This is a genomic window from Micromonospora yongxingensis (genome assembly GCF_052601155.1).
Map to the genome: position 1 here is coordinate 258715 of NZ_JBQXEO010000004.1, position 24297 is coordinate 283011.

The window sequence follows — 24297 nt, forward strand, 5'->3', positions numbered from 1 at the left end:
GGTCAGCCTCCCAGCTCCGCCGGGCGGCCCGCCGACTTTGGTTGGGCGCGGTCCAGCTCGGCGTGGATGATCAGGCGCTGGTAGTTGTCGAACTTCGGGTTGCAGGTGGTGAGGGTGAGCATCCGCCTGGTCGGCTTCTTGTTCGGCTCGCCGGGTACCGGGGCCACCACCTCGACCTGGGTGGGCTTGACGATCCGGGACTGCGACACCCGGTAGACGTACCAGTCGGTCTTGCCCTCGACCACGATGGCGTCGCCGTCGTTCAGCTCGTCCAGCCGCCAGAAGGTGGCCCGGTTGCGGTGGCCGGCGACGGAGAAGTTGCCGACCTGGCCGGGCAGCGCGCTGGCCGGGTAGTGGCCCGGGGCGTACCGGATGTCCGCCTGGGTGACGCCCTCGACCACCACCCAGTTCTTGTCGAGCTTGGGGATGTAGAGCCCGGCGATCGGCTTGCCGCGCACGGGTGGCGACGGTTTGACGCTCGGGGCTGCGGCTGACGGGGCGACCGTCGGGTCGTCGGTCGGGCCCCACGCCTGGGCGAGTTGCTGGCTGAGGTCGTCCTGGTGGGCGTCGACGATGGCCGACTTGCCCCACACCTCGTAGCCGGCGAAGAGCAGCACCACCAGGCCGAAGGTGATCAGGACCTCGCCGGTGACCCGGATGCCGGTGCGCACCCGGGAGCCGAGCGACGGGCGGGTGAGCTCGGAGTAGACGCTCTTGTAGCCCTCGCCGGTCTGGTGTGGCCGGAGTTGGACCACCCGCTCGCCACGTCGGGGCCGGGGCGGCTCGGCGCCGCTGTCCTCGGCGCCGGCCGGCTCGTCGGTCGTGGCCGTGCGGGGGACGGCACCCATCAGCGCCGTCGAGTCCATGGCCGGCGGACGGGCCGCGGTGGGCATGGACGGGATCGGTTGGGTGGCGGCCGGGTCAGTGGCGCGGTTCGGCGGCGCCGGGGAGACCGGGGCCGCCGGGGAGCCGGTCGCCCGCGTGGGACGGGCGCCGACCGTTGGCATGAACGCGGTGGGCGCGTCGCCACCCGACGGGGTCGAGGTGCGGGGAGCCACCGGCGGGGCCGGGGTGGCGGATGTCGGTGGGCGGGTCGGGGCGTTGCCAGGGGCGGCAGGCCGGACCGGTCCCTGGTTGGGTGCGGTCGGACGGCCGGGGGCGGGCGGACCTGCGGGGCCGCCGGGCGCGGCCGGTGCGGCGCCGCGCCAGGGCGGCGGAGCGTCGCTCCCCTGCTGACCCGGGGCGGGGCCGGCGGCGGCGGGCGGCTCGGGGGCGACCGGCGGGCGGGTCGCGCGGGGCCGGGTGGGCAGCACGGGATCGGGCCAGTTGCCGGCCGGGCCGGGCCGCGCCGGGGTCGGCTCGGGCCGGTCGACCTTGGGCAGGAACGCCGTCGGCTCGTCGGCCTGGTCCCGGTGTCGCCCGTCGCGCCGGTCGTCCGCGCCGCTCACCGGGGCACCGTCGCCGAGCGCAGGGCGGTCGAGTCCTCGAACGCGGGGACCGTCACCGTGGAGGCGGACTCCTTGTAACCGAGCTGGTAGTCGTCGACTGCGTCCTTGAACAACCGGACTCCCTCAGAGCTGGCGAGGGCCTGCTGGAGGGCAGCGGGATCGCCGATTGCTACGATCTTGAACGGTGGGGAGTACACCCGGCCGTGGAGCAGCAGGGTGTTACCGACGCAGCGTACCGCGCTGGTGGCGAGCACGCGGACGTTCATGATTGACATGGCCTCCGCTCCACCTGCCCAGAGCGCGTTGACCACCGCCTGCACGTCACCCTGGTGCACCACGAGGTCGTCGTTGCTGGCGTCCGAGGGGGTCTGGTCGCTCCGTCGCGGCGCGTCGTTCAGCTCCACCGTCACCCCGGTGCCGGTCAGCGCGGTGAACCCGGCGGCCTGGAGGTTGAGCGCGCCGCGCTGCTGCTGGGCCTTGATCGGGCCGTTGGAGTCGGCCAGCGCGTCGGTTCGTTGCTCGACCTCGCCGCGGAGTGTGGCGGCCCGGCGCTCGCTCGCCGCCACCTGCTCGCGGCGGTCCTCGATGAGCTGGTTGAGCTGGGGCCGGCGGTCCTCCCGCAGCGCGGTGCCGCCGGCTGTGGTCGCGGTGGTGGTGAAGAGCAGTCCCGCCGCGGCGGCGATCAGGGGCACCCCGATCGACCAGCCCGGTCGGCGTTGACGCGGTCGCCGGGGCAACAGCCCGGCGCCGGCCCGTCGGAGGGCCTTCTGCCAGGAGGCTGCGCCGGATGTGTACTCCACCGAGCGTTCCTTCCGCGTGTCGGGGATCGTCCGCCCCGGCCGGGGCCGATGATCCGAACAGTCCCGCCTTTTTCGGTCACTCCGTGCACCGGCCTGACCCCATTCGTGGTCCAGACGGGCGTTCGGGACTACGCTAGCTGTCGAACATTATTGGCCATGGACCGTCGCCCCTGCGCCCGGTTGTCAGGCCGGACGAGGTCGTCACCCCCTCTGGAGAGCGTCGTGCCCAAGTCTCAGGTCCGCAAGAAGAAGGTGTACACCCCGCCGACGGACGTCCGTCCGACGACGGCGGCGTCGACGCGCAAGCCTAGCCCGGTGTGGCTGCCGATCACGGCGGTCGCCCTGATCGTGGCTGGCATCGGTTGGCTGGTGATCTACTACCTCTCCGAGCAGCAGTACCCGGTCGCGTCGTGGCAGTACTGGAACCTCGCGGTGGGCTTCGGCGCCATGGTCGCCTCGCTGGCTCTGCTCTCCCGCTGGCGCTGAGCCGGCTCGGCGCTTCCACGCCGGAGGACCCACGTCACCCCGTCGAGCCCCTGCCCGGCAGGACCGGGCGGGGCACCCTATGGTGTCCGCAGGCGGCGTGGCCTACTGCGAGATGACTCACGTTACTGCTGGGTAACCTTGCGCGTAGGCTGCATTGCATGACCGAGCGGAGCGAGGTCATCGACCGGTCCGGTCGCAGGTGCGGCAGCGGTGCGACGCTGACCTCGTCCTGACCCGGCCCCGGTCGCTGAACCGCTCGACAGCAGCAGACCGGGGAGGCCAACTCGATGGGCAGCGTCCAGATCGTCACCACGATCCTCGCGGCCGCCATCACCGCCGTTGCGGTGTGGCTTGCGGTGCGTGCGGTCCTGAAGATGGTGGCAGTCATCCGGCTCGGGCAGCCCGCGCCGGAGCGGTTCACCGACAAGGCCGCCCGCGCGAAGACCATGCTGGTGGAGACCGCCGGCCACACCCGGATGCTCAAGTGGGGCGTCGTGGGTGCGGCGCACTGGTTCGTGATGGTCGGCTTCATCGTGCTGTCGCTGCTGGTGCTCGAGGCGTACTTCGAGGTGGTCACCCCGACCGGCGGGCTGCCGATCATCGGGCACTGGACGATCTTCGGACTGGCCACCGAGGTCATCACCGTGCTGGGCCTGGTCGGCATCCTGGTGCTGATGGCGATCCGGCTGCGCAACCGGCCCAACCGGCCGGGCGGGCGGTCCCGGTTCACCGGCTCGACGATGTGGCAGGGCTACTTCGTCGAGTGGATCGTGCTGCTGGTCCTCATCTTCGGGTTGCTGATCCGCGGTTTCAAGGTCGCCACCGACCACTTCGAGTACCCGTTCTGGGCCACCCCGGTCAGCCACGCGGTCGGCGCGGTGCTGCCCGACTGGCAGGACGGTACGAGCGTCGCCGCTGTCATCAAGATCATTATCTCGATGACCTGGCTGATCGTCATCTCGCTGAACGTCACCATGGGCGTGGCCTGGCACCGCTTCCTCGCGTTCCCGAACATCTTCTTCAAGCGCGAGCCGGCCAAGCCCGCCGGCTCCGGTCTCGGCGCGCTGCGCCCCATGACGAGCCAGGGCAAGCCGCTCGACTTCGAGGAGGCCGACCCGGAGAAGGACCAGTTCGGCGTAGCCCACGTCGAGCAGTTCAGCTGGAAGGGCCTGCTGGACTTCAGCACCTGTACCGAGTGCGGTCGCTGCCAGTCGCAGTGCCCGGCCTGGAACACCGGGAAGCCGCTGTCGCCGAAGCTGCTCGTGCTGAGCCTGCGCGACCACGCGTACGCCAAGGCGCCCTACCTGCTGGCCGGCGGCGGCAAGGACCTGACCGGCGAGGAGAAGGCCACCCAGGCGCAGCTCGCCCACCTGGACGTGCTGGCCCTGGCCGAGGCCGACAAGCCGTTGATCGGCACCGCCGAGGAGGGCGGCGTCATCGACCCGGACGTGCTCTGGTCCTGCACCACCTGCGGTGCCTGTGTGGAGCAGTGCCCGGTCGACATCGAACACGTCGACCACATCGTCGACATGCGCCGCTACCAGGTGCTGATCGAGTCGAGCTTCCCCTCCGAGGCCGGCGTGATGCTGCGCAACCTGGAGAACAAGGGCAACCCGTGGGGCGCCCCGCAGAACACCCGCGAGGACTGGACCAAGGGGCTCGACTTCGAGGTGCCCCGGGTCGGTGAGGTGGACGACTTCGAGTACCTGTTCTGGGTGGGGTGTGCCGGTGCGTTCGAGGACCGGGCCAAGAAGACCACGCGCGCCGTGGCCACCCTGCTCAACGAGGCGGGCGTGACGTTCGCGATCCTGGGCGAGGGCGAGACCTGCTCCGGCGACCCGGCACGGCGGATCGGCAACGAGTTCGTCTTCCAGATGCTCGCCCAGCAGAACGTGGAGACGCTGAACGAGGCGTTCGAGGGTCGCGAGAAGACCAAGCGCAAGATCGTCGCGACCTGCCCGCACTGCTTCAACACCCTGGGCAACGAGTACGGCCAGCTCGGCGGCGAGTTCGAGGTGGTCCACCACACCCAGCTCCTGGCCCACCTGGTGTCCACCGGCAAGCTCACCCCGGTGCAGCCGGTCGACGGCGGGGTCACCTACCACGACCCCTGCTACCTGGGCCGGCACAACCGGGTCTTCGCGGCTCCCCGCGAGGTGCTGGGGGACGCCATCGAGGGCGAGCTCACCGAGATGCCGCGTAACAGCGAGCGCTCCTTCTGCTGTGGCGCCGGCGGTGCCCGGATGTGGATGGAGGAGAAGATCGGCAAGCGGATCAACGTGGACCGGGTCGAGGAGGCCATGTCCACCGGGGCGAAGACGGTCGCCGTCGGTTGCCCGTTCTGCTCGACGATGCTCAGCGACGGGGTGAACGGCAAGGGCGCCGGCGAGCAGGTCGAGGTCATCGACGTGGCCACCGTGCTGCTCCGCTCGGTCAAGCCGGAGCAGCAGCAGGGCGAGAAGGAGGCCACGCCGGTCGCCGGCTGAGGCCCGTACCCCCCGGTCGATATGGTCGACGGCGGCGGCACCCGTGGGTGCCGCCGCCGTCGTGCAAGAATCTCGCCGAGGTGAGGCGAACATCGACGGCCTGCTCTTGACCACGCTGCTGCCCCTGGTCGGCTTCGTTGCCCTGACCGCGGGCAACGCGTTCTTCGTCGCGGCCGAGTTCGCCCTGGTCACGGTCGATCGCGCGGAGATCGACCGGCGGGCCGCCGCCGGCGACGAGGCCGCCCTGAGGGTACGCACGGCGCTGCGCGAGCTGTCCTTCCAGCTCTCCGGAGCGCAGCTCGGCATCACCATCACCGCGCTGCTCACCGGCTACCTGGCCGAACCGGCCCTGGCGCGGATCTTCACCCCGCTGCTGCACCCGGTGGCCGGCGACAACACCGAACGGTTCACCCCGTTCCTGGCGTTGGCCCTCGCGACTCTGATCTCCATGCTCTTCGGCGAGCTGGTGCCCAAGAACGCCGCGCTGGCCCGGCCGATGCCGGCCGCACTGGCCACCGCCGGCCCGATGCGGACCTTCTCCCGCACGTTCGGCTGGGTGATCCGGGGGTTGAACGGCTCGGCGAACCGGCTGGTCCGGGCGCTCGGGGTGGAGCCGCAGGAGGAGTTGGCCAGCGCCCGCTCACCGGAGGAACTGGGTCTGCTGGCGGCCATCTCCGCCCGGGCCGGTGCGCTGCCCACGGACACCGCGATGCTGCTGCGCCGCACCATCCGCTTCGGTGACAAGCGGGCGGCCGAGGCGATGACCCCCCGGGTCGACGTGGTGGCGCTGCGCGCCACGGCCACCGTGGCCGAGCTGCTCGACCTGTCCCGGCAGACCGGGCGGACCCGGTTCCCGGTGTACGAGGAGACCCTGGACCTGGTCACCGGCGTGGCGGGAGTGCCGGACGCGCTGGGGGTGCCGCTGGCAGCTCGGGCGTCGACCATGGTCGCGTCGGTGGCCCGTGAGCCGGTGTACGTGCCGGAGAGCCTCGACCTGGACGGTGTGCTGGCCGCGTTGAAGGCGGCGGGGGCCGACCTGGCCATCGTGGTCGACGAGTACGGCGGCACGGACGGCGTGGTGACGGTGGAGGACCTGGTCGAGGAGTTGGTCGGGGAGATCGCCGACGAGTTCGACCCGGCCAGCGTGGACGACGCCGGCCCGGGTGAGCTGACCGTGCCGGGCGGCGAGCGCACGGTGCTGGTCGACGGGGTGCTGCGCTCCGACGAGCTGGCCGAGCAGACCGGTTTCCAGCTGCCCGACGGGCCGTACGAGACGCTGGCCGGGTTCCTGATGGCCCGGCTCGGGCACATCCCGCTGGCCGGTGAGACGGTCGAGGAGGGTGGCTGGGAGTTCACCGTGGTGGAGGTGGAGCGGCACCGGATCGAGCAGGTCCGGGTGCTGCGACCGGCGGAGCCGGACGACGATGACTGAGCTGCTGGTGACCGTGGTCCTGTTGCTCGGCAACGGGTTCTTCGTGGGCAGCGAGTTCGCGCTCATCGCGTCCCGGCGGACGGTGATCGAGCCGTTGGCCGCCGGTTCGAAGCGGGCCCGGTGGGCGTTGTCGGCGATGAACCAGATCCCGCTGATGATCGCCGGCGCGCAGCTCGGCATCACCGTCTGCTCGCTGGGCCTCGGCGCGATCGCCGAACCGGCGCTGGCGCACCTGCTGGAGTCGCCGTTCCACGCGGCCGGCCTGCCCGACAGGGCGGTGCACCCGGTGGCGTTCGTGCTGGCGCTGGGTGTGGTGGTCTTCCTGCACACGGTGGTCGGCGAGATGGTGCCGAAGAACATCACGCTGGCCGGTCCGGAGGTCTCGGCGCTCTGGCTCGGCCCGGCGATGCTGGCGTTCTGCGTGGCCACCAAGCCGCTGCTGCTGGCGATGAAGTGGGCGGCCCGCCGTGTCCTGGCGCTCTGGCGGGTCGAGGCGTCCGAGTCGGTGAAGACGGTGTTCACGGCCGAGGAGTTGGCGGGGCTGGTCTCCCAGGCGCGTACCGAGGGATTGCTCGACGCCGAGCAGCACGCGCGGATCACGGGCGCGCTCGCCCTGCACACCCGGACCGCGGCGGACGCGTTGCAGCCGTGGTCGACGGTCGTGACGGTCGCCGAGGACGTCTCGCCGGCGTCGCTGGAGGTGCTGGCGACGCGGACCGGCCGGTCGCGGTTCCCGGTGGTGCAGCGCTCCACCCGCCGGGTGCTCGGCTTCGTGCACGTGAAGGACGTGCTCGGGTACGCCGGGCAGGGTCGCCGGGCACCGGTTCCGGCGCAGGTCTACCGGCCGCTGGCGGTGGTGCCGCCGGAGCGTACGTTGGCCGATCTGCTGCTGGCCATGCGCCGCGAGCGGCGGCACATGGTGCTGGTCAGCGACGGTCGGCGACCGCTCGGTGTGGTCACGCTCGACGACGTATTGACCGCAATCGTTGGCTAATCGGCCAATACCCTTGGTGTGCAAGCGGTTGCGGCACAGTGATGATGACGCGGTCCGCCTTGATTACCGCCCGCCACTTCCCTAATGTGGGGCACCGACCGCTGTGGGTCGTCTGCCTCGGCCCTTCCCTCACGCGAGGCGCCCGGCGGTCGGTCGCAAAGGAGTCGGTGCCGGTGGCAACCATGCCCCCTCATCGTCACGCCCCTGGACTGTCCACTCGGCCGGGCGGTCTGCGTCGTGTCGCCCACCGTCTACTCGTTCTGGTCGCCGCCGCGGCCGTCGGCGCCGGAGTCCTCGCCGCGCCGGCGTACGCCGAGCCCACGGTCGACGAGATCGAGGCGCAGATCGACAAGCAGTGGGAGCAGTTGGAGCCCACCATCGAGCAGTACAACAAGGTGCGGGCGCAGCTGAAGGACAACCGGAAGAAGTCGACGGACCTGCAGAAGAAGATCGAGCCGCTGGCACTGCAGAGCGAGTTGGCGCTGAACCGGGTCGGTGACCTCGCCTCCCGCTACTACATGTCCGGGCCGTCGCAGGACATCGGCGCGCTGCTGGTCAGCGCCAAGCCGGACACGCTCACCGAGCAGCTCACCGTGCTCGACCGCCTGGCCGCGCAGGAGCGCAAGGAGGTCGAGGGCGTGCTGGCCGTGCGGGCCAAGTACGACGGTCAGAAGCAGAAGCTCGACGCGCTGATCGTCACCCAGACGAAGCAGCAGAACGAGCTGGCGGCCAAGAAGAAGCAGATCGACGGCGAGATCAAGCGGCTTGAGGCGTCCCTGCCGAAGACCACGGTCAAGACCGCGGGCTGCCCGACCATCAACGGTGTGGTCAGCGACAAGGCCCGCACCGCGATCCGGACGGCCTGCGGAAAGATCGGCAAGCCGTACGTCTGGGGCGCCACCGGCCCGAACTCGTTCGACTGCTCGGGCCTGACCCAGTACGCCTACAAGGCCGCCGGGATCAACCTGACCCACCACACCGGTGACCAGTGGCACGAGGGCAAGGCCATCTCGCGGGCCGACGCCCGTCCCGGTGACCTGGTCTTCTTCTTCAGCGACCTGCACCATGTCGGCCTGTATCTGGGCAACGACCAGATGGTGCACGCGCCACGCGCCGGTAAACCGGTGCAGGTGGCCAGCATCAACAACATGCCGGTCGCCGGGTTCCGCAGACCCTGACCCACCGCACGCACGACGACGGCCCCCGGTCACCGACCGGGGGCCGTCGTTTCCGTTCAGCCGGGTGCGCCCAGCGGCGACGGCAGCAGCAGCACGTCGTCCAGGTTGACGTACATGATCCGGTGACCGAACTGGACCTGCACGTAGCGCAGGTCACCGCGGACGACCGTCCAGTCGCCAGGCGACGACCCGTCAAAGGTGGTCGCGCGGTAGTACTCGCTCGGCAGGATCCCGCCCACCGCGTACCGCTGCCCGGCAGCGAACGTGTACTGCAACGGCGAGATGGCCTGGTAGGGCACGCCGGCCGGATAGGCGGCCTGCTCCGGGTAGGCCCGCCCGTAGACCGGGATGGTGGCTTTGCCCGGCTTGGGCGTCACCACGAAGCCCGTGGCCCACTTCGCGGTCCGCGCCGAGGTGGGGTTGTGGAACCAGGCCTTCTGGCCGAGGTACCAGATCGCCGTCCAGTCGCCGCGGACCTCCGCCACGGCGTACGTCTGGCCGGCCGAGGCGCGTGCGCCGTGGTCGGAGACGTACATCGTGTCCGGTGAGCCGTCCGGGCGCAGGGCGATGTCGTTGACCAGTGGTGCGTCGTGATTCGGCGCGCTGTGCAGGATCACCGCCGACGAACCGCGCGACGGGCACGGCGCGGCCGGCGGCACCGGAGTCGGTACGCCCGGCGGCTGCTGGTTGCAGCCGTGGAAGGCGGGCCGGTTGGTGGCGAAGTCCGGGTCGATGGTGACCAGGCCGGTGCGGGCCGTGCCGATGGTCCGGAACGGCGCCTTCATCAGGTCGAAGTAGTGCGACCAGTCCCAGTAGGGGCCCGGGTCCCAGTGCATGCCGCGGACGTTCCCCGCGATGGTGCCGGGCACGTTGTCGTGGCCGATGATGTGCTGGCGGTCCAGCGGGATGTTGAGCTTCGTCGCCAGGTGCCGCACCAGCTTGGCCGAGGTGCGGTACATCGCCTCGGTGTACCAGGTGCCCTGGCCGGCGAAGCCCTCGTGCTCGATGCCGACGGACTTGGCGTTGACGTACCAGTTGCCGGCCTGCCAGCCGACGTCCTTGGTCTTGACGTGCTGGGCCACGTAGCCGTCGACCGAGCGCAGCGTGTAGTGCCAGCCCAGGTAGTCCGCCTGCTTGACCAGGTCGACGCTGGGCGCGAAGTAGCCCTCGGTGTCGTGGATGACGATGTACTCGATCTTCTGCTGTGCCGGGCGGTTGCCCAGGTCGTGGTTGCCGTAGTCGCCGGCACCCGGCCCGTACTTCTCGTACGGGGCGGGAATCCACTCGCAGGCGAGGCGGACCGGGCACTCCAGCCCGTCGGGCCGTTCCGTCCGCCGCAGCCCGAGCCGGTGCAGCGCGCTGGCGTCCGGGTTGACCGCCTGGGCGGTCAGGGTGACCTGGTGGCCGTCGTCGGTCCGCCGGCTCGCGCCGACGCGGATCTGGTCGTACACCTCGTCGGCGAAGGCCGCCGCGGCGTCCTCGGTGTCGGCGCCGGAGTACCGGGCCACCGCGCCGTACCAGGCCCCGGGGTCACTCACCGCGCCGACCGGGCCGCCGAGATCCCTCTGGTACGAGGAGAGCAGCGCGGCCCCGCCGCGGATGTTGGCGGCCGGATCGGAGCGGAGCGTCTCCGTGCCGACTCCGACGAGGCTCGCCGCTGCCTGGAGGGTCTGCAGCGCCGCCGCCGCGGGCGGGGCCTGCCGCGATCCCGTCACCGTGGGCGCGGTGACGGTCAGCGGCCGGGACTCGTCGCCGCGCGGGTCCTCGCCCTCGTCGACGTGGCCACCGGCGGGCAGCGTGGTGACGTGGGCGGCGTCGGTCAGGTGCAGCGGCCCGTAGCCGCCACTGGTGCTGGGGGTGCCGGGATGGGTGTCCCACCGGGACTCCAGATACGAGACGCCGAGCAGGATGCTTTCCGGAACGCCGTACTCGGCGGCTGCGGCGGCGTACTGCTGCTGGCGGTCGGCGGTGGGCGCGGCGGTGGCCGGCCCGGGTAGTGGTACGGCGGTCAGGGCGGCGACCACGGTGGCGGCGAGCAGCGCGCGCCGGCCGGTCGACAGGGTTGGATGGTGCATCGAACCCCCTAGATATAGCGAGTACACGTGAGGTCACCTTCGCGCCGTCCGGGAGTCCGCGTCAATATCTTTCCGAATATCGGCGCGATAGGAAACAAATCTCCGGCCACGGTGGGTGATCCCGTCGGATCGGTACGGAGTGTCACGGCCGCGCGGGTTGCGGATCGGTAACAGCCGTCTCTACTCTGGTCATTCGTCGGCCCGACAGCAGGTCCACCCAGCCCGGGCGGTAACGGACCGACACCGCCGAGTCGCTTCCGAGCGAACCGGGGACCCAGGTTTTCCGGGGTGAATCCGCAACCACTGCGGTAGGGCGCCAACTTCCCGCCCGAACCCGTCAGCTAACCCGGTAGGCGGTCAGGAAGAAGGAGTACGGAACCCGGTGGCTCACCATGCCCCGCGGCCGTCGTCCGAACGGTCGGCGTCAGCCGGCCTGACGTCGATCGTGCCGCGCCCACGCTGGTCCCGCTTCACCACCGCCCTCGCCGCACTGGTCGGCGTCGCCGTCGTCCTGACCGGCAGCGCGACCGCGGCCCACGCGGACCCGTCCGTCGCCGAGATCGAGCGCCAGATCGACGCCGACTGGAACAAACTCGAACCGATCATCGAACGGCACAACGCCACCCGCACCGACCTGGCCGCCAAGCGCAGGCAGGCCGACGCGCTCGCCGCCCGGATCGCCCCGCTGGAACGCCAGGTCGACGCGGCGATGGACAAGGTCAGCGCGCTCGCCGTCCGCGCCTACAAGGGTGAGGCCGTCTCCACCGTCAACGCCGTGTTGGGCAGCCGGTCGCCGAGCGAGGTGGTCGGGCAGCTCGAGATGCTCGACCGGTTCGCGCACAACCAGCAGGAGGACGTCGCGCAGGTCGCCGACCTGCGCGACGAGCTGGCCCGGCAGAAGGCGCCGCTGGACGAGATGGTGACCCAGCTGACCCGGACCGAAGCCCAGCTGGCGGCCAAGAAGAAGCAGATCAACGAGGAGATCGACCGGCTGCAGAAGCTGCGCCTCAAGGTGTACGGCAACGGTGGTGGCGGCCCGCTGCGTCCGGCGCCCTGCCCGGCCAGCTACCCGGGCGGCGGTGCCGGCGTGGCCGTCAAGTTCGCCTGCGCGCAGATCGGCAAGCCCTACGTGTGGGGCGCCGAGGGCCCGAACTCGTACGACTGCTCCGGCCTGATGCTGGCCGCCTGGGCCAAGGCCGGGGTTTCGCTGCCGCACAACGCCGCCCAGCAGAGCCGGGTGACCAAGGACGTCAGCAGGGCCGACCTGCGCGCCGGTGACCTGGTCTTCTACTACAGCGACATCCACCACGTCGGCATGTACGTGGGCAACGGCTGGGTCGTGCACGCCTCGCAGGCCGGCCAACCCATCAAGATGAAGAAGGTCGACGACGGCCCGATCCACAGCTACGGCCGCCCGGGCTGATCCCGGATGACCGGAGGGCCCGTCGCGATTCGTCGCGGCGGGCCCTCGTCGTTACCGGGTCAGCGCGTCGGCCAGGTGCGCCAGTGCTGCCAGGCGCGGCTCGGAGTGGGCCCCCGCTGGCCCTGGTACCGGGAGCCGTAGACCACCGAGCCGTACGGGTGCTCGGCCGGCGAGGAGAGCCGGAAGATGCAGAGCTGCCCGATCTTCATGCCCGGCCAGAGGGTGATCGGCAGATTCGCCACGTTGGACAGCTCCAGCGTCACGTGACCGGAGAATCCCGGGTCGATGAACCCGGCGGTGGAGTGGGTGAGCAGGCCGAGTCGGCCCAGGCTCGACTTGCCCTCCAGCCGGCCGGCGAGCTGGTCGCCGAGCGAGATCACCTCGAGCGTGGAGGCGAGCACGAACTCCCCCGGGTGCAGCACGAAGGGCTCACCGTCGGGCACCTCGACCACCGAGGTCAGGTCGTCCTGCTGCATCGCCGGGTCGATGTGCGTGTAGAGATGGTTGTTGAAGACCCGGAACAGCCGGTCGAGTCGTACGTCGATGCTGGACGGTTGGACCAGGGTGGGCTCGAACGGCTCCAGGCCCAGCGTGCCGGCCTTGATCTCGGAGACCAGGTCGCGGTCGGAGAGCAGCATTCGACCACCATAGCGGCGTTGCCGAGAACGCCCGGATCCGGTGCCGGTGACCAGCGCGTCGAGGTCGCTAGTCGTACATTTGTTCGATAGAATGTCGGCATGGCTTCCTGGTCCGAATTCGCCGCCGACGAGCCCCGCCTCGCCGACGGGATCCGCGTTCTCCTCCAGCAGTACGGGCCAGGCTTCGGCTACCTGGCAACGGTCCGCGCCGACGGCGGGCCCCGGGTTCATCCCGTCTCCCCGGTCATCACCGACGAGGGGCTGTTCTGCTTCGTCATCGACTCGCCGAAGCGCCGTGACCTCGAACGGGACGGCCGTTACGCGCTGCACTCCTTCCCACCGGAGGAGAGCGACGACGAGGCGTACGTGGCGGGGCGCGCCTGGCCGGTGACCGATCCGGCCCGGGTGGCTCGGCTGGCGCAGAGTTCCCGGGCGGCTCCGCAGGTCGACTGGCAGCTGTTCGAGTTCACCGTCGACGTGGCGATGCTGACCCGCCGCGAGCAGCACGCCGCAGTTTTGCCCGGTGACGCGCCGGGCGGGCCTGCCGTTCAGGTCTGGCTCGACCCGCACCCCCCGGCCGTGGCGGCCAAGCCGGCCGCCGTACCGCAGACCCGCCCGGCCCGTCGCAGCCGTGACGTCCAGCGTTCGGCCGCCTGACCGCGGCCCACAGACCCGGTCCTGGGGGAAGACACCGGTGCCGGCTCCGTCGTGACGGAGCCGGCACCGGTGGTACGCGGGAGAGCTACGCCGCGCGGTACGCGTTCCACGCGGTCAGCATGCGGCTCGCCTGACCGGGAGTGAACTGGTACATGCACGAGTCGTAGGTGTAGTCCATGAAGTTGGTGATCGGGTCCAGCCCGGTCGCCGAGCAGGTGTTCCGCCCGGTCGGGCACTCGTACGCCGGCGACGCCTCGGCCGGGGTGTCGCTGACGCTGTCACCCGAGCCACCGCAGCCACCCTGGAAGGTGTGGTAGAGGTTCAGCCAGTGGCCCACCTCGTGGGTGCCGGTGTCGCCCTGGTTGTAGTTGGTCGCCGTGCCACCCGGCAGCGACTCGCTCAGCACGACCACCCCGTCCATGCTGCTCAGCTTCCGCTGCGGGAAGGTCGCCCAGCCCAGCAGGTCGTCACTCAGCTCGCCCAGGTAGATGTTGAGCGTGTTCTTGCCGCCGACTCGCAGCGAGGACTTCATCGACCGCTCCGCCGTCGAGCCCTCGACGATCGGGTACCAGGACGGGTTCGTCACCCGGTTGATCTTGTCGAGCCGGAAGTCGAATGCGGTGACCGCGCCGCCGGTGGCGCCGGCGTAGGCCTGGTTCAGCACGTTGATCTGGGCGGTGATCAGCGAGTCGGGGATGTTGCCGCCGGCCCGGGTGCTGTCCCGCTGGATCACGTGCACCACGACCGGGATGGTGACGGTGGCCAGCACCGAGGCACCGGCCCCGGTCCGGAAGTTCGCGCGCTCACGCAGCGCCGCGGCCAGGTCGGCGTCCCGCTCGCGGACCTGCTTCGCGGTCAGCTCGTTCGGCTCGTGCTTGGCCGCGGCGCCGGGCTTCACCCGGGCGTTGGCGTGGCTGTCGGCCGGCTCCACACAGGCGCCACCGGGCGCCGCGGAGAAGGCCGAAGCAGCCGGAACGACGCCCACCGCAGCGGTGCTGAGCAGCAGCGCGAGGGTCGTCGACGCGACACCGGCGGCACGCCGGGTCAGCAGGTTGGGACGGAGCCCCATTGGCCCACCTTCTTTCTGGCGGCGTGGCAGGGGGTGTGTCACGCCGGGCTGAGAACGTGTGGCAGACGTTACAACTCATCGACGCATTTGAGAACGGCCATATGTTGCCGTCCGGAAACTTCTTTCTGCAAGCTGCGGTATGCCGACGGCGGCGCGGCGGGGTGGGTCTGGCGCGCAGGGGTACCTTGGTGCACCGGCTGGGTGACTCAGGTACAGTGGTGCCGCCTGCGGGTGTAGTTCAATGGCAGAACATCAGCTTCCCAAGCTGACAGTGCGGGTTCGATTCCCGTCACCCGCTCCGAGGTCGAGGCCCTGGTCAGGACGCAAGTCCTAGCCAGGGCCTTCGACGTTGCTGCGGTCAGCAGCGACGGCCGTCACCGTCTCCAGAACAGGAGGTGGGTGACTCCGCTGGGGCTTGGCACGGAGTCGAGGTGGAAGCGGTCGAGAAGATCGGTGTGGCTCTCCCACAGCCGCTCACCGCGACCGAGGTCGACGGGCGCGACGGCGATGTGCATCGTGTCGACCAGGTCGGCCTCGATGAACTCGCGGATGGTGGCGACTCCACCACCAAGGCGTACGTCCCGGTCGCCGGCGGCCCGCCTCGCGCGTGCCAGCGCCTCGACCGGGTCCGCGTTGAGGAAATGGAAAGTGGTGTCAGCCAGGGTGAACGACGGGCGTTCGTGGTGGGTGAGCACGAAGACCGGCGTGTGGAAGGGTGGGTTGTCCCCCCACCACCCCTGCCACTCGTGGTTCTCCCAGGGGCCACGGTGGGGGCCGAACTTGTTGCGACCCATGATCTCCGCGCCGATGTTGCAGTCGTAGTCGCGGGTCATGTAGTCGTCCAGCCCGCGAGTGCCGCCGGGTTCGGTTCGGTAGTGGAAGCTGGCGGTGGCGGCGCGCCAGGAGAACAGGGGTGCGGGGTCCGCGTGGCCGAAGGGCCGTTCCAAGCTCTGCCCCTCACCTGTGCCGAACCCGTCACGCGACACGTTGAAGCACTGCACCCTCAACAACTGCGGCATCGATCCTCCTCGGTAACTGTTCAGCAGATCGGTACGGGGAAGGGCTAGTGTCCGTTTTGGAGGTGATCCCGTGTTCACCGAAGCTTTTCCGATCGTGACGACGCCCGACCTGCCCCGGCTGATCGCGTTCTACCGGGACGTCGTCGGCTTCGAGCAGACCTACCGGTTTCCGGACGAGGGCGACCCGGAGTTCGTCGCGCTCCGGCTGGGCAACAGCGAACTGGGCCTGGCCGCCGACCCGAAGGCGGGCGGTCCGTCCGCGGCGCTGCGATGGGAGTTGTGCGTCTACGCCGACGACTGCGACGAGGCCGTGGACGTGCTGCGAGCCGCGGGTGCCACCGTCACCGAGGAGCCGGTCGACCAGCCCTGGGGTGAGCGGTCCGCCCGGGTCACCGACCCCGACGGCAACCGGTTGCTCGTGCTGTCGCGCCTGTAGGCGCCGGTCGCCGGGAATCACTCGGTCACCGTCGGGCCGCCGCCGCTGCCCCGGTCGTCGAGCACGAGCGGGGCGCGACCGGTCACCGCGTACCGGATGTGGGTGACCTGCGGCGTGTGGAGGACGCGGGTCGGCGTCAGCTCGATCGCCTCCTTCTCGCCCAGGTCGAGGTCCGCGTCGAACAGCCTGAGGCCGGTGCCGAGCACGACCGGTACGACGTGCAGCTCCAACTCGTCCAGCAGGCCGGCCTTGAGCACCTGCCGCACCAGGCTGCCGCCTCCGGCCACGGCGACGTTCCGGCCGCCGGCCGCCTCGCGTGCCTGCTCGACGGCGCTGGCCACACCATCGGTGACGTAGGTGAAGCTGGTGCCACCTCCACGCAGGAGAGGCTGGCGGGGGCGGTGCGTGACGACGAAGACCGGCGCGCGGAACGGCGGCTCCTCGCCCCAGGGCACCTCACCTCCGTCGGCCATCCGCCGTCCCATCACGTACGCGCCGGCCGCCCCGAACGACTCGGCGAGCACGTCTGAGTTGGTGTCCTGCTCCCCACCGGCGAAGCCCAGCCGTTCGCGCCACGCCATCGCCTCGGTCGCCCAGCGGGTGACCCGGAAGAAGCCGAGGCTCTCGGCCGAGTCCATCCAGTTGCCGTCGCCGGTGAACTGCGGGCCGGCGTAGAACCCGTCCACCGACACCGACAGCTGTGCGGTCACCTTCGTCATCTCGTGTGGTTCCTCTCCGGTCGTGCGACACCCAGCCTGGGTGCTCGCTCAGCAACGGGTCGGAGCCGATCGGAGGACGCCTACACGATCGGTATGTGATGGCAGTCACATCTCGCAGTGACGCCGCAACCGGGCCCACCGGAGCCTTGTCGAACCTGACTGCCGCGATCGACCCAGGTGCACCTGCGTAGCGGTGGAAGCCCGATCGCCACCGGCACGGCTAGGCTGGCGATCATGCGGATTGGCATCGTGATCCTGCCGGACCAGCGCTGGGCGGAGTCGCAGCGTCGCTGGCGACAGGTCGACGAGTGGGGCTTCGACCATGCCTGGACGTACGACCACCTGGGTTGGCGGGATCTGGTGGACGGCCAGTGGTTCGACTCGATGACCACGCTGACGGCAGCCGCGACGGTGACCTCCCGGATTCGGCTGGGCACCCTGGTGGCCTCGCCGAACTTCCGGCACCCGGCCGCGTTCGCCCGGCAGATCACCACTGTGGACGACGTCTCCGGCGGTCGGCTGCTGCTCGGTCTGGGCGCGGGCGGCATCGGGTTCGACTCGGCGGTGCTGGGCGGCGAGACGCTGCCGCCGCGCCAGAGAGTCGACCGGTTCGCCGAGTTCACCGAACTGTTGGACCTGATCCTGCGGGAGGACGGCACCACCTGGCGTGGCGACTGGTTCACGGCGGTGGACGCGCGCAACAACCCGGGTTGTGTGCAGCGGCCCCGGGTGCCGTTCGTGGTGGCCGCCAACGGGCCGCGGTCGATGCGGCTGGTGGCCCGGTTCGGTCAGGGCTGGGTGACCACCGGCACCGAGGCGGAGGACGTGGAGGGCTGGTGGGGCACGGTGTCGGCGCTGTGCGGCCGGATGGACCGGACGCTGGACGAGGCCGGCCGCGACCCGGCGACCCTGGACCGCTACCTGTCGCTGGACGCGGCCCCGGTCTTCTCGCTCAGCAGCGCCCAGTTCTTCGCCGACCAGGTCGGCCGCGCCGCCGACCTCGGTTTCACCGACGTGGTGACGCACTGGCCGCGGGCCAGCAGCTGGTACGCCGGTGACGAGGCCGTGCTGGCGGACGTGGCGACCCGCCTGCTGCCAGAGCTGCGCGGCTGAGCCGCGCCGCCGGCATCGCCGACGTCACGTGCCGAGGTCGCCGCTGGCCACGCCGCCCTCGCCGCCGGAGACGAGCCGCAGCCGGAGGCAGACGATGGGAGTGTCGTCGTCGACCGGGGTGCCGAGCCGCGCCCAGTAGGCCGAGTGGCCGGCCCGCCACTCCTCGATCGAGCGGTCACCCTCCCCTTCGGAGCGGGCGAAGTCCCAGGGCACGTCGGCGAAGCGGACCACCTCCACGCCGGTGATCTCCACGACGCCGGCCAGCGCGTCGTCGTCGTCGACGAGGGCCAGCCGTTCGCCGACCCGCTCCAACTCCTCGTTCTCTTCGGCGTACTCGGCGAGCCGGCCGGCCGTGGCGGTCTTCACGCCGGCCAGCACCAGGGTGTTCAGGGTCGCCCGCAGTTCGCCGGGGGTGCCGAGAGCGAGCGTGCGCAGTTCACCGATCCGAGGCCACATCCTGCCGAGGCTAGGCCAGCCCGGCCCGCGCCGCCGCCGCAATACGCCGCGCCGGGTCAGATGAGCTGGCCGGCGTAGCCGGCGGCGCCGAGCAGCCGGTCGTCGCCGGTGGCGGCGTGCGCGTCGAGCACCGCGTCGGCCAGCTTGACCACGTGCGCGTCACCGTGCCGGGCCGCTCGGGCGAAGACCTCCGCTGGGGTGGCGGCCGGCACGGTTGGCGGCGCGATTCCGTCCGTCGGGGCGTACACCGAGGTCACGGCCGCCGTCGCGGCCCAGGCCGCGGCGAGGCTCGGTGCCCAGAGTGCCCGGTCCAGTGCCGGCAGGGTACGCAGCACCGCGGTCGGCGCGGTGACCGCGTGCACCAGCATGACCGGCTCGGCGTGCCCGAAGCGCAGGTAGTCCAGGCCGGCCCGGTGCACCAGCGTGGTGAGCCCGCGCTCCGCCTCGGCCGGGGTCCGCGCGGGGCGCAGCGCCGCCAGCGCGGGCTCCCACCGGGGTACGCCTCGCAGCCGGCCCAGCCGGTCCAGGATGCCCCCGGAGCGGTCGTCGATGCGGGGCAGTGCGGCCAGGGCGGCGGCCACGTCCGGCCCTCCCGCCTCGGCGGAGTGGTGCTCGCTCGACGCCGCCGGGTCGAGGATTCCGTCGGCACCGGGGACGGGCTGCCAGCGGGCGGCCCAGTAGCCGAGGGCCTGGCCCAGCTCGGTGAGCCGCTGTGGGTTCGCGTCGGCCGTGTCGAGCGCGCGTACGGCGTGCCCGACCCGGATCACGCCGTGGGTGGCGCCCGCGGCGATTCCGGGCAGCAGCCGAGGCCACCAGGTGCCGAGCACCTCCCGCCACGGGTGCTCGCGCAGTTCCCGGTCGAAGTAGGCGAGCCAGTCGCCGGCCCGCTTGGGGTCACCGAGTGCCTCCCGCCAGTCGTCGATCGGGCGCAGCCCTCTGGGCAGGTCGTCGAGGCGACCGAGGTAGTCGTCGAGCCAGCGGTGCACCCGCTGCTGGTGCCCGTGCCGGGCCAGCGCCTCGACGGCCATCGGCCCGTGGTTGGACAGCCAGCCCTCGTATTCGGGGCCGGTGCGGTGCAGCCGTTCGTACGCCTCGTCGAGAATCCCGTCGCTCATGTGCCGATCGTCGGAGATGAACCAGGGTTCAGGTCAAGACGGCAGATCCGCGCCGGCGATCAGACCGGTGATCCGCAGCTCGGTCGCGACGTCGGGCGGGCAGTCGACGGCCACCACGGCGGTGCCCAGCACCTCGGAACCGCGCGCCGCGCAGATGTCGTACAGGGCGCGGATCTGTGCCCCGGTGCGCACCCAGTCGTCCACCACCAGGACGCGGTCGCCGGGGTTGAGGTGCCGGTCCCGCACGGCCAGGTCGACCCGCCGGCCCCGGTAGTCCGGCGGGCTCTGCGCCCAGGTGAGCGGCCCGGCCGGCAGCCGTCCGTCGCCGGGCTTGTGCGCGGCCACGAAGCCGACCCCGAGGGCGGTGGCGGCCAGTGGCCCGAGCAGCAGCCCGGTGACCGCGGGGGCGAGGACGACGGTGGGCCGGGCGGCCCGGTACGGCGCCACGAGGGCCGGCCCCAACTCAGCCAGCACCGCCGGGTCGCGCCACCAACCGGAGATGTCGCTGACCAGGTGGCTGGTGCCCGGCCCGGGGTCGATCCACCGGAACAGGGCGGTGAGGCGTTCGGTCAGCTCGGCGGGCATCCGTCCATCCTGGGGCACGCGTGCCCGGCGTGTCGGCACCCGGGCCGGGCGGCCCATCCCGCCTCGGATGATCGGCTACACGTACCAGCGCAAATGCGGGCATACCACGATGATCACGTTGACGTCGGAAGTGCTTCTCTCGTTACGGTCCGACCCGGTTTGTTCAGTCGACGAAAGGACCGGGCCGGTGGCTGGTAGGCACTCCCGTACCCGCATGTTCTCCTCCCCGGCGGGCATCGCGGCCACCGCGGCGGTCGGCGTCGCGCTCGCCGTCGGAGGCACCGTCGGCGCCGTGCGGTTGACCTCGGGTTCCGCCCAGCCGGAGCAGGCCGCCATCGAGTTCGCCCCGACCGCCGCCCCCAGCAGCCTCGCCGCGAGTTCCCCGGCGGCCTCCCCGAGTGCCAGTGCCTCCCCGAGTGCGTCGGCCAGCCCGTCCGCCAGCCGCTCGCCGCAGGCCGCCTCCCGGAACAAGGCCCGCACCGCCGCGCCGAAGCCGACCCCGACCGCGAAGAAGACCACGGCGAAGCCGAAGGTCCTGGAGAGCGGCTCGTGCGGCGCGTCCTTCTACTCCGACGGTCAGCTCACCGCCAACGGTGAGTCGTTCAACCCGAACGAGCTGACCGCGGCCCACAAGACCCTGCCGTTCGACACCCGGGTCCGGGTGACCAACCCGAGCAGCGGCAAGTCGGTCGTGGTGCGCATCAACGACCGCGGTCCGTTCATCGACGGCCGCTGCCTCGACCTCTCCCGGGCCGCGTTCGCCACCATCGCCTCGGTCGACGTGGGCGCGCTGACCGTCAGGTACGAGGTCCTCGGCTGACCGGCGTGGCCGACGCCGATCTGGCCGGACACCCGGGCCGGGTGGACAGAACATCCTCAGACGACGGGCCAGGTTCATTCACCCGTTCACGAGGATCAGGCATGCTGTCCCTCGTACCCACGCGACTCCTCCAGTCGGGCCGTAGCCCGCTGAGCCCCGGATCCCGCGCCGGCCTCGGCGCGGCCCTCGTTCTGCTCGCGATCGTCTCGGCCGTGGAGGTGGCGGACGGCCGCAGGGCGCACTACGTCGCGCTGCTGGTGGCCGCCCCGTTCCTCGCCGCCTCCCTGGCGTCCTGGTCGGTGGTGCTCGGGGTCGGCACCGCGGCGACCCTGATCGGGGCCGGCTTCGCCGTGGTCGAGCCGAAGATGTCGCTGGTCACCTCGGCCAACGTGGTCGCGGTCGCGCTCGCCACCGGGCTGGCCGTCGCGGTGGCGTCGGTGCGGCAGCGGCAGGCGGAGCAGATCGGCGAGCTGTCCAAGCTCGCCTCGGTGGCCCAGCAGGCGGTGCTGCGTCCCCTCGGCCCGCAGGTCGGCACGCTCTCGGTGGCCGGCCGCTACATCTCCTCCACGGCGACCGCCCAGATCGGCGGCGACCTGTACGAGGCGATCGACACCCCGTACGGCGTGCGCATGATCATCGGTGACGTGCGCGGCAAGGGCCTGGACGCCGTCCGGCTGGCCAGCATCGTCCTCGGTTCCTACCGGCACGTGGCCTACGAACGGGCGGACCTGCGCGCCGTCGTCGCGGACCTGGATCGCGCGGTGGCCCGCAACGTCGGCGACGAGGACTTCGTGACCGCGGCGCTGGTGGAGGAGCGTGGCGGCACGCTCACGATCGTCAACTGCGGGCATCCGCCGCCGCTGCTGCTGCGTCGGGGCGCGGTGATCCCGCTGGAGCCGCCGGCGCCGGCACCCCCGCTCGGCTTCATGCCGGTGGTCCGCCCCCGGGTCGAGCGCCTGGAGCCCGGTGACCGGTTGCTGCTGTTCACCGACGGTCTCGGTGAGGCGCGGCGGGACGGCGAGTTCTTCCCCACGGCCGACCGGGCCTGGCGGCTGCTCGGCCACGGCACGGTCGCCGACGGGCTGGCCTCGCTGGAGACGGCCCTGGTCGAGTGGGTGCACGGCCGGCTCGACGACGACATCGCGCTGGTCCTGATGGAGTACGTCGGCGCCCGGACCGGGGTGGCGGCAGCCGTGCCGAGCTGGGAAGTCGGCGCCACCGAGAGCTGACCGACCGGCTGGGCGGCCCGGACGGCGCGAGTGTGTAATGGCCGTCACTTACGAGATCCGCTTGTCGCTGGCTACCCGCGAGTAATACAGTCGGGGTTACTGATCGGTAACACCTGTCCGGAAGCGGGGCCAGTGAGCATGACCCACTACAAGAGCAACCTCCGGGACCTCGAGTTCAACCTTTTCGAGGTCTTCGGGGCGGACCGGGCGTTCGGCCAGGAGCCGTACTCGGATCTCGACACCGACACCGCCCGCAGCTTCCTCGCGGAGGTCGACCGCCTCGCCCGCGAGGACCTGGCCGCCAGCTACACGGACAGCGACCGCAATCCGCCGGTCTTCGACCCGGCCACGCACACCGCGCCGCTGCCGGAGTCGTTCAAGAAGTCCTACCAGGCGTTCATGGACTCCGAGTTCTGGCGCCTGGACCTGCCGCCCGAGCTGGGCGGCACCAATGCCCCGCGCGCCCTCTGGTGGGCCCTGGCCGAGCTGGTGCTCGGCTCGAACGCCCCGGTGTGGATGTACGCCTCCGGCCCGTCCTTCGCGCACGTGCTGCACGTCGAGGGCAACGAGCGGCAGCGGCAGTGGGCCAAGCTCTTCATCGACAAGCAGTGGGGCTCCACCATGGTCCTCACCGAGCCCGACGCCGGCTCTGACGTGGGCGCCGGCCGCACCCGGGCCATCCAGCAGCCGGACGGCACGTGGCACATCGAGGGCGTGAAGCGCTTCATCACCTCGGGCGAGCACGACCTGAGCGACAACATCGTGCACTACGTGCTGGCCCGCCCGGTGGGCGTGGAGGGCGTCGGCGGCCCCGGCACCAAGGGCCTGTCGCTCTTCGTGGTGCCGAAGTACCACTTCGACGAGACCACCGGCGAGCTGGGCGAGCGCAACGGCGTCTACGCCACCAACGTCGAGCACAAGATGGGCCTGAAGGTCTCCAACACCTGCGAGGTGACCTTCGGCGAGCACGGCGTACCGGCCAAGGGCTGGCTGCTGGGCGACAAGCACGACGGCATCCGCCAGATGTTCATGATCATCGAGTACGCCCGGATGATGGTCGGCACCAAGGCCATCGCCACCCTCTCCACCGGCTACCTCAACGCCCTGGAGTACGCGAAGAACCGGGTGCAGGGCGCCGATCTGATCCAGCAGGCGGACAAGACCGCGCCCCGGGTCACCATCACCCACCACCCGGACGTGCGCCGCTCGCTGCTGCTGCAGAAGTCGTACGCCGAGGGTCTGCGTGCCCTGGTCCTCTACACCGCGACCTGGCAGGACAAGGTCGCCATCGCCGAGGCGGCCGGCGACGAGAAGGCCACCAAGCTGGCCAAGCGGGTCAACGACCTGCTGCTGCCTCTGGTCAAGGGCGTCGGTTCGGAGCGGGCGTACGAGCTGCTCGGGCACGAGGCGCTGCAGACCTTCGGCGGCTCCGGCTTCCTCCAGGACTACCCGCTGGAGCAGTACGTCCGGGACGCCAAGATCGACACCCTGTACGAGGGCACCACGGCCATCCAGAGCCTGGACCTGATCTTCCGCAAGATCGTCCGGGACAACGGCAAGGCGCTGATGGCGGTCGCCGGCGAGATCCAGGAGTTCATCTCCTCCGAGGCGGGCAACGGCCAGCTCAAGGAGGAGCGGCAGGCGCTCGGCAAGGCGCTCGCCGAGATCCAGAACATCCTCGGCGTGCTGACCGGCTGGCTCGGCGAGGCGCAGGGCGGCGACGCCCGCGCCCTGTACAAGGTCGGGCTGAGCAGCCGGCGTTTCCTGCTGGCCATCGGCGACCTGGTGGTCGGCTGGCTGCTCCAGAAGCAGGCCGACGTTGCGCTGAAGGCGCTGGCCGGCGATGTCTCCGCGACCGACAAGGCGTTCTACACCGGCAAGGTGGCCGCTGCCCGGTTCTTCGCCCGTGAGGTGCTGCCGCGCATCGGCGCGGACCGGCGGATCATCGAGGGCGCCGACCTCGACATCATGGACCTCCCGGAGGAGGCCTTCTGACCGTGCCACGGCACGCCTGACGGTTCCGGGTAGCACCACCTGGCGCCGACACCGACGGCCGGCGGGGGCGATTGCCCCGCCGGCCGTCGGCCTGTCCGGGTCGGGTTGCCCCGCGTCGCCGGGC

General features: G+C 71.2%; 22 protein-coding genes, 1 tRNA gene and 1 riboswitch. Of the genes, 13 read left to right on the plus strand and 10 right to left on the minus strand.

All coding sequences use genetic code 11. The features are described 5' to 3' along the window. Positions 1-2: 2 nt before the first annotated feature. Together ACTWLT_RS08535 and ACTWLT_RS08540 are read right to left on the minus strand one after the other, a co-directional pair. Complete coding sequence (locus tag ACTWLT_RS08535) at positions 3-1448, minus strand: class E sortase (RefSeq protein WP_445317804.1); 1446 nt, start codon at positions 1446-1448, stop codon at positions 3-5. After that, positions 1445-2248 carry a DUF881 domain-containing protein gene (locus tag ACTWLT_RS08540; protein WP_445317805.1) on the minus strand — a complete coding sequence of 268 codons (804 nt, stop codon included), beginning with the start codon at positions 2246-2248 and terminating at the stop codon, positions 1445-1447. Before ACTWLT_RS08540 ends, ACTWLT_RS08535 begins: the two co-directional genes overlap by 4 nt. A 222-nt stretch (positions 2249-2470) precedes the next feature. Here ACTWLT_RS08540 and ACTWLT_RS08545 point away from each other — a divergent pair, with 222 nt between their 5' ends. The 5 genes from ACTWLT_RS08545 (at position 2471) to ACTWLT_RS08565 (ending at position 8824) form a co-directional block, all read left to right on the plus strand. Then, positions 2471-2734 (plus strand): cell division protein CrgA, encoded by a 264-nt coding sequence (locus tag ACTWLT_RS08545; protein ID WP_445317806.1) that lies wholly within the window; start codon positions 2471-2473, stop codon positions 2732-2734. 287 nt (positions 2735-3021) lie between these two features. Then, positions 3022-5220, plus strand: a complete 2199-nt coding sequence (locus ACTWLT_RS08550; RefSeq protein ID WP_445317807.1) for a (Fe-S)-binding protein — start codon at positions 3022-3024, stop codon at positions 5218-5220. A 118-nt stretch (positions 5221-5338) separates the two neighbouring features. Next, on the plus strand, positions 5339-6652 hold the full coding sequence (locus ACTWLT_RS08555) for a hemolysin family protein (protein WP_445317853.1): 1314 nt from the start codon (positions 5339-5341) through the stop codon (positions 6650-6652). Beyond that, positions 6645-7646, plus strand: a complete 1002-nt coding sequence (locus ACTWLT_RS08560) for a hemolysin family protein (RefSeq protein ID WP_252417017.1) — start codon at positions 6645-6647, stop codon at positions 7644-7646. The genes ACTWLT_RS08555 and ACTWLT_RS08560 overlap by 8 nt, the downstream gene beginning before the upstream one ends. 167 nt (positions 7647-7813) lie before the next feature. After that, complete coding sequence (locus tag ACTWLT_RS08565) at positions 7814-8824, plus strand: C40 family peptidase (RefSeq protein ID WP_445317808.1); 1011 nt, start codon at positions 7814-7816, stop codon at positions 8822-8824. 56 nt (positions 8825-8880) lie between these two features. Here the strand turns inward: ACTWLT_RS08565 and ACTWLT_RS08570 are convergent, their stop codons facing one another. Further along, on the minus strand, positions 8881-10899 hold the full coding sequence (locus ACTWLT_RS08570) for an N-acetylmuramoyl-L-alanine amidase (protein WP_445317809.1): 2019 nt from the start codon (positions 10897-10899) through the stop codon (positions 8881-8883). Positions 10900-11133: 234 nt separating this feature from the next. Continuing rightward, positions 11134-11269: riboswitch (cyclic di-AMP (ydaO/yuaA leader) on the plus strand. Positions 11270-11344: 75 nt separating this feature from the next. Here ACTWLT_RS08570 and ACTWLT_RS08575 point away from each other — a divergent pair. Then, complete coding sequence (locus ACTWLT_RS08575) at positions 11345-12322, plus strand: C40 family peptidase (protein ID WP_445317810.1); 978 nt, start codon at positions 11345-11347, stop codon at positions 12320-12322. 59 nt (positions 12323-12381) lie between these two features. Here the strand turns inward: ACTWLT_RS08575 and dcd are convergent, their stop codons facing one another. Further along, the gene (gene dcd / locus ACTWLT_RS08580; RefSeq protein ID WP_089018323.1) at positions 12382-12960 is read right to left on the minus strand and encodes a dCTP deaminase; all 579 of its coding nucleotides are present in this window, start codon (positions 12958-12960) and stop codon (positions 12382-12384) included. A gap of 99 nt (positions 12961-13059) precedes the next feature. On the opposite strand from dcd, the gene ACTWLT_RS08585 reads away from it, so the two are divergent. Then, on the plus strand, positions 13060-13617 hold the full coding sequence (locus ACTWLT_RS08585; protein WP_445317811.1) for a pyridoxamine 5'-phosphate oxidase family protein: 558 nt from the start codon (positions 13060-13062) through the stop codon (positions 13615-13617). Between the two features lie 85 nt (positions 13618-13702). Here ACTWLT_RS08585 and ACTWLT_RS08590 read toward each other — a convergent pair whose 3' ends face one another. Then, complete coding sequence (locus tag ACTWLT_RS08590; RefSeq protein ID WP_445317812.1) at positions 13703-14686, minus strand: zinc metalloprotease; 984 nt, start codon at positions 14684-14686, stop codon at positions 13703-13705. A gap of 227 nt (positions 14687-14913) precedes the next feature. Here ACTWLT_RS08590 and ACTWLT_RS08595 point away from each other — a divergent pair. Next, a tRNA-Gly gene (locus tag ACTWLT_RS08595) sits at positions 14914-14984 on the plus strand. Positions 14985-15060: 76 nt separating this feature from the next. On the opposite strand, the gene ACTWLT_RS08600 is transcribed toward ACTWLT_RS08595, so the two are convergent. Then, positions 15061-15705: a dihydrofolate reductase family protein gene (locus ACTWLT_RS08600; protein WP_445317813.1), complete on the minus strand. Its 645-nt coding sequence runs from the start codon at positions 15703-15705 to the stop codon at positions 15061-15063. A gap of 70 nt (positions 15706-15775) precedes the next feature. Between ACTWLT_RS08600 and ACTWLT_RS08605 the strand changes: the two genes are divergently transcribed. Continuing rightward, complete coding sequence (locus ACTWLT_RS08605) at positions 15776-16141, plus strand: VOC family protein (RefSeq protein WP_445317814.1); 366 nt, start codon at positions 15776-15778, stop codon at positions 16139-16141. Between the two features lie 17 nt (positions 16142-16158). On the opposite strand, the gene ACTWLT_RS08610 is transcribed toward ACTWLT_RS08605, so the two are convergent. Then, positions 16159-16860, minus strand: a complete 702-nt coding sequence (locus ACTWLT_RS08610) for a dihydrofolate reductase family protein (RefSeq protein ID WP_445317815.1) — start codon at positions 16858-16860, stop codon at positions 16159-16161. Between the two features lie 234 nt (positions 16861-17094). Between ACTWLT_RS08610 and ACTWLT_RS08615 the strand changes: the two genes are divergently transcribed. Further along, positions 17095-17973, plus strand: a complete 879-nt coding sequence (locus tag ACTWLT_RS08615; protein ID WP_445317816.1) for an LLM class flavin-dependent oxidoreductase — start codon at positions 17095-17097, stop codon at positions 17971-17973. A 24-nt stretch (positions 17974-17997) separates the two neighbouring features. Here the strand turns inward: ACTWLT_RS08615 and ACTWLT_RS08620 are convergent, their stop codons facing one another. From ACTWLT_RS08620 to ACTWLT_RS08630, 3 genes are read right to left on the minus strand one after another with little or no spacing between them, the layout of a single operon-like run. Next, on the minus strand, positions 17998-18429 hold the full coding sequence (locus ACTWLT_RS08620; RefSeq protein WP_445317817.1) for an ASCH domain-containing protein: 432 nt from the start codon (positions 18427-18429) through the stop codon (positions 17998-18000). Between the two features lie 56 nt (positions 18430-18485). Then, positions 18486-19544: a questin oxidase family protein gene (locus tag ACTWLT_RS08625; RefSeq protein ID WP_445317818.1), complete on the minus strand. Its 1059-nt coding sequence runs from the start codon at positions 19542-19544 to the stop codon at positions 18486-18488. Between the two features lie 33 nt (positions 19545-19577). Continuing rightward, positions 19578-20129, minus strand: coding sequence for a phosphoribosyltransferase family protein (locus ACTWLT_RS08630; protein WP_445317819.1), 552 nt, complete (start codon positions 20127-20129; stop codon positions 19578-19580). 187 nt (positions 20130-20316) lie between these two features. On the opposite strand from ACTWLT_RS08630, the gene ACTWLT_RS08635 reads away from it, so the two are divergent. The 3 genes from ACTWLT_RS08635 (at position 20317) to ACTWLT_RS08645 (ending at position 24173) form a co-directional block, all read left to right on the plus strand. After that, positions 20317-20949 (plus strand): septal ring lytic transglycosylase RlpA family protein, encoded by a 633-nt coding sequence (locus ACTWLT_RS08635; RefSeq protein ID WP_445317820.1) that lies wholly within the window; start codon positions 20317-20319, stop codon positions 20947-20949. Between the two features lie 101 nt (positions 20950-21050). After that, complete coding sequence (locus ACTWLT_RS08640; RefSeq protein ID WP_252417032.1) at positions 21051-22178, plus strand: PP2C family protein-serine/threonine phosphatase; 1128 nt, start codon at positions 21051-21053, stop codon at positions 22176-22178. A 138-nt stretch (positions 22179-22316) separates the two neighbouring features. Next, positions 22317-24173 carry an acyl-CoA dehydrogenase gene (locus ACTWLT_RS08645; protein ID WP_445317854.1) on the plus strand — a complete coding sequence of 619 codons (1857 nt, stop codon included), beginning with the start codon at positions 22317-22319 and terminating at the stop codon, positions 24171-24173. The last annotated feature ends 124 nt before the right edge of the window (positions 24174-24297 follow it).

Bases quoted from the DNA above. Each gene is read 5' to 3' on its own strand.
- ACTWLT_RS08550 (WP_445317807.1), top strand. From the start codon at position 3,022: ATGGGCAGCGTCCAGATCGTCACCACGATCCTCGCGGCCGCCATCACC.
- ACTWLT_RS08560 (WP_252417017.1), top strand. From the start codon at position 6,645: ATGACTGAGCTGCTGGTGACCGTGGTCCTGTTGCTCGGCAACGGGTTC.
- ACTWLT_RS08570 (WP_445317809.1), bottom strand. From the start codon at position 10,899: ATGCACCATCCAACCCTGTCGACCGGCCGGCGCGCGCTGCTCGCCGCC.
- dcd (WP_089018323.1), bottom strand. From the start codon at position 12,960: ATGCTGCTCTCCGACCGCGACCTGGTCTCCGAGATCAAGGCCGGCACG.
- ACTWLT_RS08585 (WP_445317811.1), top strand. From the start codon at position 13,060: ATGGCTTCCTGGTCCGAATTCGCCGCCGACGAGCCCCGCCTCGCCGAC.
- ACTWLT_RS08590 (WP_445317812.1), bottom strand. From the start codon at position 14,686: ATGGGGCTCCGTCCCAACCTGCTGACCCGGCGTGCCGCCGGTGTCGCG.
- ACTWLT_RS08600 (WP_445317813.1), bottom strand. From the start codon at position 15,705: ATGCCGCAGTTGTTGAGGGTGCAGTGCTTCAACGTGTCGCGTGACGGG.
- ACTWLT_RS08610 (WP_445317815.1), bottom strand. From the start codon at position 16,860: ATGACGAAGGTGACCGCACAGCTGTCGGTGTCGGTGGACGGGTTCTAC.
- ACTWLT_RS08615 (WP_445317816.1), top strand. From the start codon at position 17,095: ATGCGGATTGGCATCGTGATCCTGCCGGACCAGCGCTGGGCGGAGTCG.
- ACTWLT_RS08620 (WP_445317817.1), bottom strand. From the start codon at position 18,429: ATGTGGCCTCGGATCGGTGAACTGCGCACGCTCGCTCTCGGCACCCCC.
- ACTWLT_RS08625 (WP_445317818.1), bottom strand. From the start codon at position 19,544: ATGAGCGACGGGATTCTCGACGAGGCGTACGAACGGCTGCACCGCACC.
- ACTWLT_RS08630 (WP_445317819.1), bottom strand. From the start codon at position 20,129: ATGCCCGCCGAGCTGACCGAACGCCTCACCGCCCTGTTCCGGTGGATC.
- ACTWLT_RS08640 (WP_252417032.1), top strand. From the start codon at position 21,051: ATGCTGTCCCTCGTACCCACGCGACTCCTCCAGTCGGGCCGTAGCCCG.
- ACTWLT_RS08645 (WP_445317854.1), top strand. From the start codon at position 22,317: ATGACCCACTACAAGAGCAACCTCCGGGACCTCGAGTTCAACCTTTTC.